The following is a 12,197-nucleotide window of genomic DNA, read 5'->3' as shown; positions in this document are numbered from 1 at the left end:
GTATTTTCCCTGATGATCCTATAGTCTGGCCCGATATGTCCCCCAGCCAGCCCTTTTACTGCCCGTTACATCTGCGTCGCCTCCCGGCGCGGCATGACACACACTTGCCATTTCAAACATAGCCATGAGCCAGTGCAGCCTGTGCGGCGCCGCCTTCCAGTGCGGCCAGCTTGACCCGGACGCCAAGGAGCCCTGCTGGTGCGTTTCCCTGCCGCCGGCCGTTCCCGTGCCCGGCAGCGCCGCCATCGGCTGCTGGTGCCCCGCCTGTCTGCAAGCCCATATCGCCACCTTGACGCGCCCGGCAGCAACGCCGGTCAAATAAGCGCATCGGCGTGCTTTTTCCTTTGCAAAAGACCTTGCATTTTGTAGGGGAATACGTTCAGACTTCGATTTTCAAGAATTTCTTATAGGAAAGTCATGCGCTTCAGGGATATCAGTATCGGCGTGCGTATCAATGCCGGTTATGCCATGTTGATCGTGCTGATGCTGGTCGTCATCGTCCTGTCTGGCAGCCGCATCTATGCCATCCGCGCCGAGACGGACGATATCCTGCAGCGCGACTGGGTCGCCGCCAAGGCCACCAGCAAGATCCACGGGCTGGCGCGCGAGGCGGCCACGCGCATCGGCAACCTGCCGAACCAGCACGAGCTGGCGCTGCGCCAGGCGAACCAGGCGCGCCTGGAAGCGATCAAGCAGGGCATCGACGAGCAGGTGCGCATCCTCGACGGTCTCGATGCGCGGCCCGAGGAACGGCGCCTGCTGGAACAGATGCACCTGGCGCGCGCCGACTACTATGTGTCGCTCAAGGCGATGTTCGAACTGGTCGAACGCGGCGAGCATGCCCGCGCCGAGCAGGCCGTGCAGACGCAGACCTTGCCGGTGCTGGAAAAAGTGCTGCTGTACGTGGGCCAGCTCGACGACTTGCAGCAGCAGCAGATCCGCGACAGCGCAGCCAGGATACGCAACGACATCGACACCTCGCTGCTGCTGATGGGCGGCATCGGCCTGGCGGCCTTGCTGACGGGTCTCGCCTTTGCGTGGTCGGCGCGCTCGATCACGCGTCCGCTGGGCGAGGCGGTGGCGATCGCCACGCGCGTGGCCAATGGCGACTTCAGTTCCGTCATCGAAGTGACGTCGCGCGACGAGACGGGCGAATTGCTGCAGGCGCTCAAGGACATGAGCACCAGCCTGGCCGTCGAGCAGGATCTGCGCCACGCCGTCGAAGTGGCCGAGGATGCGACCAAGATGAAGTCGGACTTCCTCGCCAATATGTCTCACGAAATCCGCACGCCGATGAACGGCATCATCGGCATGACCCACCTGGCGCTGCAGACGGAACTCACGTCGACCCAGCGCAACTACCTGGAAAAGGTGGAATCGGCGTCGAAGAACCTGCTGGCCATCATCGACGACATCCTCGATTTCTCGAAGATCGAGGCGGGCAAGATGGCCTTTGAAAAAGTCGATTTCTTCCTCGAGGACGTGCTGGCGCAGATCGCCGACCTGTCCGTGATGCGCGCGCAGGACAAGGGGCTCGAACTGCTGTTCGACATCGCCCCCGACGTGCCGAACGCCTTGCAGGGCGACCCGCTGCGCCTGGGCCAGGTGCTGATCAACCTGACCAACAACGCGATCAAATTTACGGACAAGGGCGAGATCGTCGTCACCATCCGCCTGCAGCAGCTGGAAGAACATGCGGCTGTCTTGCGCGTGGACGTGCGCGACACGGGCATTGGCCTCACGCCGCCCCAGCGCAGCAAATTGTTCCAGGCATTTACCCAGGCCGACACCTCCACCACGCGCCACCATGGTGGCACGGGCCTGGGGCTGACCATCAGCAAGCGGCTGGTGGAAATGATGGAAGGCGAGATCGACCTGGTCAGCGAAGCGGGCGTGGGCAGCACCTTTTTCTTCACGGCCCGCTTCGGCCTGGCCGCCGTGCCGCGCGATAATTTGCTATTGCCACAGCAATTCCATGGCTTGCGGGTGCTGGTGGTCGACGACAACCCCAGCGCGCGTGAAATCTTCGTCAGCATGCTGACGGCGCTGGGCTTCGAGGCGCGTGCCGTGTCTGGCGGCGCGCTGGCCATCGGCGCCGTGGCGCAGGCGCGCGCCGAGGGGCGGCCGTACGGGCTGGTGCTGATGGACTGGAAAATGCCGGGCATGAACGGCCTCGATGCCCTGGCCGGCATCCGCGCCGATGCCGCCGGCATCGATGCGACGCCGGCCTGCATCATGGTCACGGCCTTTCATCGCGAAGCGCTGCTGGAGGCGGCGCGCCAGCGCGACTTGCCGCTCGACGGCGTACTGAACAAGCCGATCAGCGCCTCGACCCTGCTTGACCAGATTGCGTTCGTGTTTGGCGGCGTGACGGGGCAGAGCCGCAAGACGCAGCGCCAGAGCAGCTACCGCGACGACGAACGCGCCCTGCGCGGCGCCTGGCTGCTGCTGGTCGAGGACAATGAAGTGAACCAGGAAGTGGCGCAGCATATCCTCAACGACGCCGGCATCCGCGTCGACATCGCGGGCAATGGCGCCATCGCGCTGGCGAAGATCGCGGAAAACGCCTATGACGGCGTGCTGATGGATTGCCAGATGCCGGTGATGGACGGCTACCAGGCGACGCGCAAGCTGCGCCAGGATCCCCGTTATTCAAACTTGCCCGTGATCGCCATGACGGCCAATGCCATGGTGGGCGACAAGGAAAAATGCCTGGACGCCGGCATGAACGATTTCATCGCCAAGCCGATCGACGTGGCGCAGCTGTTCGGCACCCTGGCGCGCTGGATCGCGCCGGCCACGCCGCAGGAAGTTGCGGCGGTGGTGGCGCAGCCGGAAGCGGAGCTGCCCGTGATCGCCGGCCTGAAAATGGCGGAGGCCATGCGCCGCGTGGGCGGCAATGCCGCTTTGATGCGAAAATTGCTGGAGCGTTTTGTGGAAACCCAGTTCGACGCCATGCAGCGCATCGTTGCCGCCATCGAGAACAACCAGCTTGAGACGGCCATCCGCGAAGCGCATACCCTGAAGGGCCTGGCCGGCAATATCGGCGCCGGCGGCCTGGCCGACAGCGCCGCGCGGGTCGAGCACTTGCTCAGCCTGGGCTCGCACGACGGCTTGCCGCAGGCGCTGGCAGCCTGCACCCTGGCGCTCGACGAGCTGGTGCCGAAGATCGTGCTGGCCATGCAGTCGCGCGGCCATGCGGCCGAGGCGGGCGGCGCGGCGGTGGCGCACGTGGCGCCGGTGGACCGGGCGCACCTGGAAGCGGGCTTGCGCGAACTATCGCAGCTGCTGCAGCAGGACGATGCGCAGGCCGTCAAGCACCTCGACGGCATCGGCCCCGTGCTGGTCGCGGCGGGGCAGGCGGAACACGCGCGTCAGTTGAAGCGCATGCTGGGACAATACGATTTTGAAGGTGCGCTGGCGCAGCTGGGCGAAGTGGCCGATGCGCTGGAGTTGACACTGTGAGAAGGATAATGATGCAGAACGAAGGACGGGCATGAGAGCGCCGGCAAGCAAGCCAACCATTCTGGTGGTCGACGACACGCCAGACAATATCGACCTGCTGCGCGCGGTGCTGGAAGACGACTACCGCACCAAGATCGCCGTCAATGGCGAGCGCGCCCTGAAGATCGCCGCCGGCAGCGACCAGCCTGACCTGATCCTGCTCGACATCATGATGCCGGGCATGAGCGGCTACGACGTGTGCCGAGCGCTGAAGGCCGATCCCGCCACGGCCGGCATCCCCGTGATTTTCGTCACCGCCATGAGCGAAGTGGCGGACGAGCAGCTGGGCCTGGCCCTGGGCGCCGTCGACTACATCACCAAGCCGATCTCGGCGCCCATCGTGCTGGCGCGCATCAAGACGCAGCTGGCGATGAAGCAGATGCAGGATTTCCTGCGCGACCAGAATCATTACCTGGAAACGGAAGTGGAGCGCCGCGTGCAGGAAGTGGCGGCGCTGCAGGACGTCACCATCCACGCCATGGCCTCGCTGGCCGAGACGCGCGACAGCGAGACGGGCAACCATATCCGCCGCACTTCGCACTACCTGAAGGCGCTGGCCGAGAAGGTGCGCGGCTTGCCGCGTTTCCGCGATTTTTTGACGGACAAGAATATCGAACTGCTGTTCAAGACGGCGCCGCTGCACGACATCGGCAAGGTGGGCATTCCCGACCATATCCTGCTCAAGCCGGGACGTTTCGAGCCGCATGAAATGGCCATCATGAAGACGCACACCACTTTGGGGCGCGACGCCATCCTGGCGGCCGAGCACGAGCTGGGCATCGAAGTCGATTTCCTCAAGTACGCGAAAGAGATCGCCTACAGCCACCATGAAAAATGGGATGGCAGCGGCTACCCGCAAGGGCTGGCTGGCGAAGACATCCCGATTTCGGCGCGCCTGATGGCGCTGGCCGACGTGTACGACGCCCTGATCAGCCGGCGCATCTACAAGCAGGGCATGGACCATGCGCAGGCCGTGCGGATCATCGTCGAGGGACGCGGTTCGCACTTCGACGCCGAGATCGTCGACGCCTTTTTGCAGATCCAGGATCAGTTCATCGCCATCTCTCACCGCTATGCCGACGGTGTGTGCGAGATCGCCGACAAGCAGCGGCAGATCGCGCCCTATACCGAGAACATCAGCTGACGGTCTTGAAGAAGCGCAGCATTTCGCGGCTCGCGTCCGGGCCTTTTCCATCCGTATAACTGCCGCTGCCGCTGCCGCCCGACCACGCGTGGCCGGCGCCGTGGATGACCCAGTACTCTCCCAGCGGCGAGCCGTCGGCCTGGCTGTGCGTGGTGCGCGTGTAGCGGTGGCCATTCGGCACGCTGCCATCGATGGATGCGGCCTTGGCCGCCTTGCCGCCCGCCTGGCTGCGCACACCCTGGGCGATCAGTTCATCGCCATTGCGCAGGTTGACGGTGGTGTCGCGGTCGCCGTGGAAGACGATGATGGGCACGCCGCCGGCCGGCGCCTTGCGCTGGGCGTTGGGCATGGCGCCGCCCTTCATGGCCGCCAGCGCGGACGGCAAGTCCTGCGCCGAAGCGAAGGGCAAGCCCGAATGCACGCCGACGGCGGCAAACAGGTCAGGGTACAAGGTGCCGACGATGACGGCCATGGCGCCGCCCGCCGACAGGCCGGCGACGAATACTTCGCGTTCATTCACAGGATATTCGTCGATCACTTGCCGGGCGATGCCGGCGATCAATGACGGTTCGCCCTGGTCGCGCTGTTGGTCGATGGCGTTGAACCAGTTCCAGCAGCGCGAACTGTTGGCGCCCTGCGTTTGCGCCGGGTAGACGACAAAGCATTCCTTCTCTTCGGCCAGCGCATTCATCTGCGTGCCGGCCGCGAAGTCGTCGGGATTTTGCGTACAGCCGTGCAGCATGACGATCAGCGGCATGGCCTGGCCGTGGTAGCTGCTGGGGATATACAGTTTGTAGGAGCGCGTGCCCGCATGGTTGCGGTACACGCCGTCGATGAACTGCGCGCCTGCTGGGATCTCCACCGGCGTGGCGGCCGGCGCATTGAAACCGGGCGGGTGGAAATTCGGCAGTTCGAAGCTGGGCATGTCGAAGCTGTGCTGGCCCAGGCCGGCGGGCACGCCCAGGCGCGACATGAAATCCTGCGCGAAGTCCTGCGCCGCCTGTGCGGGCGTGGGTGGCGCGGCAGGCGTTTCTGGCGCGGCGGCAGCTTGCGGCTGCTCGGCTCGGGCTTGCGGCGCGGGTGGCGGATGAATGTCGCGCATCGGCTGTGGTGGCGGCGTTTGCGTGGCTGCCGCTTGCGGCGTCAGGCCCGCGGCGGACAGCGCCTGCTGGATCGCTTCGGTGGCGGCGGCGGGACCGCTGCCCATCAGATTACGGGTTGCGGCGCGCATCTGCGCCAACATGTTGATAGGTAGTTTCATGACCATCCTTAACGGTGCCGCGCATCGGCCGGGTCATCGCCGCGAACCAATACGCTAGTGAATTCGCCCTGCGAGCGCCGTCTTGACGACGGTGCTGGCGTGCAGGGCACCTAATACGAAAATCGACTCGATGGTGGCCAGTGCCAGTTCCACGGAGACATCGCTGGCGATACTGGCCAGTCCCAGCACCTGTATCTGCAGGCGCTGGCCGGCTGCCTGGATCGCCTCCAGGTCGGCGCGCGAGTAATGCTGCATGCCCAATACCAGGCTTTTACGGGCGACGGTTTGTTTCACCACGTCGGCGTGGGTACCCAGTTGGTTGCGTATGGCCGTACGGATCAGATCCGTGCGGTTGGAATAAAATCCCTCCTGGACCAGCAGATCGATCTGCCCCAGGTCGATCAAACCGAGGTTGATCGTGATTTTCTCGGATTCCCCAATTTTGGGCTTGCTGTCTTGCTTGGCCATATCTCTCCAAAAACTCCACGTGGCATCCAATTGCCATCTGTATGGATGGTAGTATAGTTGTGTAATATCTCAAGTCAAGCAGGATCTGGCCGGATCGTGTTGTAGGACGGGCACCCGCAGAGTGAGAATGCACCGCAAAATAAATTCCCCGAAGATGCGTTTTTGATCATTTTTACTCTGAAAAATATATTCACAGAAACATTGCATGGCGATGCCGCCGACTCGCCGGCGCGGTTTCGCGGCATAATGAAAGCGTTCACGTTTACCGATGCCGCTCCATGATGGTCGCCAACCCACCTCCGCCAGCCGTTCCGCTCCCCTTGCCGTCGCCGGTACCGTCGCCCTGCGTCAGCCTGTGCAAGATGAACCGCAACAGCGGCTTGTGCGAAGGCTGTTTGCGCACGCTCGACGAGATCATCGCCTGGAGCAAGGCCGACGACGACTTCAAGCGCGCCGTGTGGGCAGAATTGCCAGGACGCGAATCACTGCTCGACTTCGAGCCAGACTACTGAGGAAGCCATGCCGCGATCGCCAGCGCTGTTCCCCGATGCCATGCAGGTGTTCGAACGCGGCTGGCTCTCGTCGAACAACATCCTGTTCCTGGGCCGGGACGACACGGCCCTGATCGACAGCGGCTATGTCACGCATGCGCCGCAAACCCTGGCCCTGCTGCGCCACAGTCTCGATGGCCGTCCGCTGGACCGCCTGTTCAACACCCACCTGCACTCCGACCATTGCGGCGGCAACGCGCTGCTGCAAGCGCAATACGGCTGCCATACGGCCATTCCCGTGTCGGAAGCGGACAAGGTGCGCGCGTGGGATGTCGACGCCCTGAGTTTTCAGGCCACGGGTCAGCAATGCCCGCGCTTCGGCTTTGACGCCACCGTCTCGCCCGGCGACACGTTGACCTTGGCCGACATGCGCTGGCAAGCGCTGGGCGCGCCGGGCCACGACCCGCATTCGCTGATTTTTTACTGCGCCGAGGAGGGCATCCTGATCTCCGCCGACGCCCTGTGGGAAAACGGCTTTGGCGTGATCTTCCCCGAACTCGATGGCGGCTCCGGCTTTCCTGAAGCGCGCGCCACCCTGGACTTGATCGCCGGTCTGGACGTGCGCGTGGTGATCCCCGGCCACGGGCGGCCGTTCCAGGATACGGCCGGCGCCTTGCAGCGCGCGTATTCGCGCCTCGATTACCTGGCGTCCGACCCCGTGCGCAATGCGCAGAACGCCGTAAAAGTGCTGCTGAAATTCCTGCTGCTGGAACGCCAGCGCATCGCCCTCGCCGACATACCGGCCCTGCTGCGTGGCATGCCCGTCTTCGAAGAGGCCAACCGGCGCTTCCTGCGCCAGGAATCGGCCGCGCTGGCCGAGTGGGCTGTTTCCCAATTGATGCGGGCCACGGCGGCGCGTGTCGAGGGTGAGTACTTGCTTAACGAAGGCTGAAGCGGTCAGGCGATAAATTCAGCACGATCGTACTTTTTCTGCACTATAATCAACCTCAGTGTGTTTCTCATCCCGATCAACTTTCCAGCGAGTCCGCCATGGCATTGCCTGTTGCGTTGCAAAACCTCTCCTTACCCGTTATCGCTTCGCCGATGTTCATCGCCAGCGGCCCGGCCCTCGTCGCGGCGCAGTGCAAGGCCGGCATCGTCGGTTCGTTCCCGGCCCTGAACGCGCGTCCCGTCGAATTGCTCGATACGTGGCTCACGGAGCTGCAGGCCGAACTGGCCGCTTTCCAGGCCGCCAATCCGGACAAGAAAGTCGGGCCGATCGCCGTCAACCAGATCGTGCACCAGTCGAACGACCGCCTCGCGCATGACGTGGAAGTGTGCGTGAAACACCAGATCCCCATCATCATTTCCTCGCTGCGCGCGCCGCCCAAGGAAATGCTCGACGCCATCCACAGCTATGGCGGCATCGTGCTGCATGATGTGATTTCGATCCGCCACGCGAAAAAGGCGCTGGAAGCCGGTGTCGATGGCTTGATCCTGGTGGCCAGCGGCGCCGGCGGCCACGCGGGCACCCTGTCGCCGTTCGCGCTGGTGGGTGAAGTGCGCAAATTCTTCGACGGTCCGCTGGCGCTGTCCGGCTCCATCGCCACGGGCGACGCCGTGCTGGCCGCGCAAGCGATGGGCGCGGACTTTGCCTACATCGGCTCGCGCTGGCTGGCAACCAAGGAATCGAACGTCAGCGACGGCTACCGCGACGCCATCGTCGATTCCAGCGCGGCGGACATCGTCTACACGAACCTGTTTACGGGCGTGCACGGCAATTACCTGAAAAAATCGATCGAAGCGGCCGGACTCGATCCGGAAGCCTTGCCCGAAGCGGACAAGAGCGCGATGAATTTCGGCTCGGGCAGCGCCAAGGCCTGGCGCGACATCTGGGGCGCGGGCCAGGGCGTGGGCCTGATGGATGACGTGCCGAGCGTGGAAGAGATGGTGGCGCGCCTGAAAGCCGAATACGATGCGGCGCGCGCGCGGTTGAAGCTGTAACACTGGTGGTAGTTGTCGGATTACGGCCTTTGGCCTAATCCGACCTACCGCACCGCGCACTGGTAGGTCGGATTAGCGCGAAGCGCGTAATCCGACAACACCGCCATCACTCCTGCTTCAAATCCTCAGGCTTGATGGCCCACAGCCCCGGCAGGTTGCGCCAGTAGCCATACGCATCCATGCCGAAGCCGACGACGAAGCGGTTCGGGATCACCAGGCCGACGATATCGGCTTGCACGGGTTTTTTCTTGCCGATGGCCTTGTCGGCGAACACGGCCAGGATCACTTCCGAGGCGCCCATGTCCAGCAGGCGCTGCTTGACGTGCGCCAGGGTTTCGCCTTCGTCGAGAATATCGTCGAGCACGATGACGGTGCGGCCCGCAACGTTCGAGCGGGGGATGACTTTCCATACCACTTCACCACCCTTGTCGTCGTCGCCGTAGCGACTCACGTGGATGTAGTCGAATTCGAGCGGAAAGCTCAGTTGCGGCAGCAGGCTGCCCGTAAACACGACGGCGCCGCCCATCACGCCCAGCACCAGCGGGAACTCTTTCGAGTCCTCGGCGTTGAAGCGCGTGTTGAGCACATCGGCCATGCGCGTGATCGACGCCTGTACGGCGTCTTGGTCGAACAGCAGTTCCGCGTTCTTGATCAGGTCACGGGCACGATTGTGATGAAATTCTTGCATGGACTCTTGCATGGCGATGAATGGGGCTGATGATGAATGCGGGTATTATCCCGCAAACGCCATCCGTGCGCTACGCCTAGCTGTAATCGCGCACGTCGTCGATTATTTTCCCATCTTGCGCCAGGCTGCCCACGGCCACCAGCACCACGTCGCCGCGCAGCTTGGTCAGTTCGCGGATCGAGCCGATGATGGCCTCGGTGCCGCTGGCGTCATGGGGATTATCGACTTCGCAATGCAAAGCCATCTCGTCGTTGGCCATGCGTCCCGATACCACCAGCCGCGCCTTTTTGATTTGCGGGTGGCGGCGCGCTATTTCATGCACCTGCGACGGATGCACGAACATGGCGCGCACCTTGGTGGTTTGATCGGCGCGTCCCATCCAGCCCTTGATGCGCGTATTCGTGCGGCCGCACGGCGACTCCGGCGTACCGACCAGCACGGCCGACAGATCGCCCGTGGCAAAGCGGATCAGCGGATAGTCGGCATTGAAGACGGTGACGACCACTTCGCCCACTTCGCCCGGCGCGACGGGAATGCCGCTGCCCGGGTGGACGATTTCCAGCAGCACGTTTTCGTCCACGACCATGCCCGGATTGAGCTTGCCATTGCTGGCCGTTTCATAGGCGATGCTGCCGATATCGGCCGAGGCATAGGTCTGGAACACGTGCGGTACGCCGTTCGCGGCAAACCAGCTGCGCAGGGATTCAGGCAAGGCTTCCGCACCCATCACGGCCTTGGTGACGCTGCTGATGTCGGCGCCCATCTCACGCGCCTTCTCGATGATCAGTTTCAGGAACGACGGCGTGCCGATATACGTGTCCGGCTTCAGGTCGACCATCGCCTGCACCTGCATTTCCGTCTGGCCGATGCCGGCCGGGATGACGGTGCAGCCGATGCGCGCGGCGCCCCCTTCGACCATGAAGGCGGCCGGCGTGAAGTGATACGAAAAGCAGTTTTGCAGCAAGCCGCCGGCGCGCACGCCGGCCGCATACATGGGCCGCGCAAAGCGCCACCAGTCTGGGCCGCGCCCTTCCGGATCGAAGATGGGGCCGGGCGAGACGAAGACGCGCGACAGGGCGTTCTTCGGCGTCGTGTTCAAGCCGCCGAACGGCAGCGCGCCGTGCTGCAATTGCTTGAGGTCGGACTTGCGCGTGACGGGCAGCTGCGCCAGCGCGGCGCGGCTGGTGATGTCGGCCGCGTTGACGCCATCGAGGATGCGGGCCCAGCCCGGCGCCTGTTGCGCGCGCGCGATCAGCTGCGGCAGGCCGGCCATCAATTCGCGTTCGCGCGCTTCGGGGGCGCGTGCTTCCAGACTGTCGAGCGTATCGGTCATGTTGCGGATTCTCCAATGTCACGTTGCATTTTTTTCGTCAGCCCCGCAAAAATCAGGCTGTATGAGCGGTGCAGCAGGGCGGCCATTTCGTCGTCGTCGAGGGCGTCGGGGCTGGCGACGAGCACCCATCTGGCCCGCGCCAGGTAGGGCGCCGGGCGAAAGCCGGGACGGTCCGTCAATTCCAGGAAGCGCCCCGCATCGACCTTGAAGCTCATGCCGCGCGTGCTGTGCGCTTCCGCGCCGCATAGCGCGAACAGGCGGCCACCGACGGAAAACGCCAGCACGTTGCTCCATTTGATGTCTTCTGTCGCGCCGGGAAAGCCGCGGCATACTTGCTTCGCCCGTTCCAGGTCCATGACTTGCTTCCTGCGTCAGGCCAGCCAGCGCTTGCGGCGGCGGTAGAACTTCATGTCGCGAAAGCTCTTGCGCCCGGCGCTGGACACGCCCAGGTAAAACTCTTTGACGTCTTCGTTGCTGGCCAGTTCCTGCGCTTGCCCTTCCATCACGACCCGTCCGTTTTCCAGGATGTAGCCGAAGTCGGCGTAGCGCAGCGCCACGTTGGTGTTCTGTTCAGCCAGCAGGAAAGACACGTTTTCCTTGTGGTTCAAATCCTTGACGATGCCGAAGATCTCTTCGACGATCTGCGGCGCGATGCCCATCGAGGGCTCGTCCAGTAAAATCATCGACGGCTTGGCCATCAGCGCGCGGCCGATGGCGCACATCTGCTGCTCGCCGCCCGAGGTATAGCCGGCCTGGCTGCTGCGCCGGGTTTTCAGGCGCGGAAAGTAGTGGTAGACCTTGTCCAGCGCGTCTTTCAGCTCGCCGCGCGACAGGCTGCGCGTATAGGCGCCTGTCAGCAGGTTTTCCTCGATGGTCAGGTGGCCGAAACAGTGGCGCCCTTCCATCACTTGCGACAGGCCCCGCTTGACCAGTTCATTCGGCGTCAATTGGTCCACGCGCTCGCCCTTGAACTGGACTTCGCCCTTGGTGACGTCACCGCGTTCGCCGCGCAGCAGGGTCGAGATGGTTTTCAGGGTGGTCGACTTGCCGGCGCCGTTGGCGCCCAGGAGCGCCACGATCTTGCCCTGCGGGACTTGCAGCGACACGCCCTTCAGGACCAGGATTACGTGGTCGTAGATGACTTCGATGTTGTTCACCGACAGGTAGGGCGGCGCGGTGTCTGGTGTTTGCGTGGCAGTGGGTGTCATGGCTGCTTCGTTTTCATGTGGTGTTGGTGCTTGTCGGATTACGCTACGCTAATCCGACCTACGTGGATGCGGCGTAGGTCGGATTAGGCCGCAGGC

12 protein-coding genes are annotated in these 12,197 nt (G+C 63.7%); 6 read left to right on the top strand and 6 right to left on the bottom strand.

Features of this window, described 5'->3' with window-relative positions:
• Positions 1-124: 124 nt before the first annotated feature.
• From ASN89_RS11380 to ASN89_RS11370, 3 genes are all read left to right on the top strand, one after another.
• Positions 125-322 carry a cysteine-rich CWC family protein gene (locus ASN89_RS11380; protein WP_046681876.1) on the top strand — a complete coding sequence of 66 codons (198 nt, stop codon included), beginning with the start codon at positions 125-127 and terminating at the stop codon, positions 320-322.
• A 95-nt stretch (positions 323-417) separates the two neighbouring features.
• Positions 418-3,465, top strand: coding sequence for a response regulator (locus tag ASN89_RS11375; RefSeq protein WP_058049344.1), 3,048 nt, complete (start codon positions 418-420; stop codon positions 3,463-3,465).
• Positions 3,466-3,496: 31 nt separating this feature from the next.
• On the top strand, positions 3,497-4,648 hold the full coding sequence (locus ASN89_RS11370; RefSeq protein ID WP_046681878.1) for a two-component system response regulator: 1,152 nt from the start codon (positions 3,497-3,499) through the stop codon (positions 4,646-4,648).
• Here ASN89_RS11370 and ASN89_RS11365 read toward each other — a convergent pair.
• On the bottom strand, positions 4,641-5,909 hold the full coding sequence (locus tag ASN89_RS11365) for an alpha/beta hydrolase family esterase (protein WP_235501946.1): 1,269 nt from the start codon (positions 5,907-5,909) through the stop codon (positions 4,641-4,643). The genes ASN89_RS11370 and ASN89_RS11365 overlap by 8 nt on opposite strands.
• A 54-nt stretch (positions 5,910-5,963) precedes the next feature.
• Positions 5,964-6,377: a CopG family transcriptional regulator gene (locus tag ASN89_RS11360; protein WP_034752801.1), complete on the bottom strand. Its 414-nt coding sequence runs from the start codon at positions 6,375-6,377 to the stop codon at positions 5,964-5,966.
• A gap of 278 nt (positions 6,378-6,655) precedes the next feature.
• On the opposite strand from ASN89_RS11360, the gene ASN89_RS11355 reads away from it, so the two are divergent.
• The 3 genes from ASN89_RS11355 (at position 6,656) to ASN89_RS11345 (ending at position 8,872) form a co-directional block, all read left to right on the top strand.
• Positions 6,656-6,889: a DUF1289 domain-containing protein gene (locus ASN89_RS11355; RefSeq protein ID WP_223278955.1), complete on the top strand. Its 234-nt coding sequence runs from the start codon at positions 6,656-6,658 to the stop codon at positions 6,887-6,889.
• Between the two features lie 7 nt (positions 6,890-6,896).
• Positions 6,897-7,820, top strand: a complete 924-nt coding sequence (locus ASN89_RS11350) for an MBL fold metallo-hydrolase (protein WP_058049343.1) — start codon at positions 6,897-6,899, stop codon at positions 7,818-7,820.
• A 98-nt stretch (positions 7,821-7,918) separates the two neighbouring features.
• A complete protein-coding gene (locus ASN89_RS11345; protein ID WP_058049342.1) occupies positions 7,919-8,872 on the top strand; it encodes an NAD(P)H-dependent flavin oxidoreductase in 954 nt (317 codons plus the stop codon).
• A gap of 106 nt (positions 8,873-8,978) precedes the next feature.
• On the opposite strand, the gene ASN89_RS11340 is transcribed toward ASN89_RS11345, so the two are convergent.
• The 4 genes from ASN89_RS11340 to ASN89_RS11325 form a co-directional block, all read right to left on the bottom strand.
• The gene (locus tag ASN89_RS11340; protein WP_058049341.1) at positions 8,979-9,560 is read right to left on the bottom strand and encodes a hypoxanthine-guanine phosphoribosyltransferase; all 582 of its coding nucleotides are present in this window, start codon (positions 9,558-9,560) and stop codon (positions 8,979-8,981) included.
• 76 nt (positions 9,561-9,636) lie between these two features.
• Complete coding sequence (locus tag ASN89_RS11335; protein ID WP_058049340.1) at positions 9,637-10,893, bottom strand: phenylacetate--CoA ligase family protein; 1,257 nt, start codon at positions 10,891-10,893, stop codon at positions 9,637-9,639.
• Positions 10,890-11,249 (bottom strand): MmcQ/YjbR family DNA-binding protein, encoded by a 360-nt coding sequence (locus tag ASN89_RS11330; protein WP_058049339.1) that lies wholly within the window; start codon positions 11,247-11,249, stop codon positions 10,890-10,892. The genes ASN89_RS11335 and ASN89_RS11330 overlap by 4 nt, the downstream gene beginning before the upstream one ends.
• A 15-nt stretch (positions 11,250-11,264) precedes the next feature.
• The gene (locus ASN89_RS11325) at positions 11,265-12,101 is read right to left on the bottom strand and encodes an ABC transporter ATP-binding protein (RefSeq protein WP_058049338.1); all 837 of its coding nucleotides are present in this window, start codon (positions 12,099-12,101) and stop codon (positions 11,265-11,267) included.
• Between the last annotated feature and the right edge of the window lie 96 nt (positions 12,102-12,197).

The sequence above is a fragment of the Janthinobacterium sp. Ant5-2-1 genome, assembly GCF_001445815.1.
Taxonomy (GTDB): Bacteria; Pseudomonadota; Gammaproteobacteria; order Burkholderiales; family Burkholderiaceae_D; genus Janthinobacterium; species Janthinobacterium lividum_E.
This window is presented reverse-complemented; position numbering and strand designations above follow the sequence as displayed.

Excerpts from the sequence above, each read along its gene's own strand:
- ASN89_RS11380 (WP_046681876.1), top strand. The coding sequence starts at position 125 with ATGAGCCAGTGCAGCCTGTGCGGCGCCGCCTTCCAGTGCGGCCAGCTT.
- ASN89_RS11375 (WP_058049344.1), top strand. The coding sequence starts at position 418 with ATGCGCTTCAGGGATATCAGTATCGGCGTGCGTATCAATGCCGGTTAT.
- ASN89_RS11370 (WP_046681878.1), top strand. The coding sequence starts at position 3,497 with ATGAGAGCGCCGGCAAGCAAGCCAACCATTCTGGTGGTCGACGACACG.
- ASN89_RS11365 (WP_235501946.1), bottom strand. The coding sequence starts at position 5,909 with ATGAAACTACCTATCAACATGTTGGCGCAGATGCGCGCCGCAACCCGT.
- ASN89_RS11360 (WP_034752801.1), bottom strand. The coding sequence starts at position 6,377 with ATGGCCAAGCAAGACAGCAAGCCCAAAATTGGGGAATCCGAGAAAATC.
- ASN89_RS11355 (WP_223278955.1), top strand. The coding sequence starts at position 6,656 with ATGATGGTCGCCAACCCACCTCCGCCAGCCGTTCCGCTCCCCTTGCCG.
- ASN89_RS11350 (WP_058049343.1), top strand. The coding sequence starts at position 6,897 with ATGCCGCGATCGCCAGCGCTGTTCCCCGATGCCATGCAGGTGTTCGAA.
- ASN89_RS11345 (WP_058049342.1), top strand. The coding sequence starts at position 7,919 with ATGGCATTGCCTGTTGCGTTGCAAAACCTCTCCTTACCCGTTATCGCT.
- ASN89_RS11340 (WP_058049341.1), bottom strand. The coding sequence starts at position 9,560 with ATGCAAGAATTTCATCACAATCGTGCCCGTGACCTGATCAAGAACGCG.
- ASN89_RS11335 (WP_058049340.1), bottom strand. The coding sequence starts at position 10,893 with ATGACCGATACGCTCGACAGTCTGGAAGCACGCGCCCCCGAAGCGCGC.
- ASN89_RS11330 (WP_058049339.1), bottom strand. The coding sequence starts at position 11,249 with ATGGACCTGGAACGGGCGAAGCAAGTATGCCGCGGCTTTCCCGGCGCG.
- ASN89_RS11325 (WP_058049338.1), bottom strand. The coding sequence starts at position 12,101 with ATGACACCCACTGCCACGCAAACACCAGACACCGCGCCGCCCTACCTG.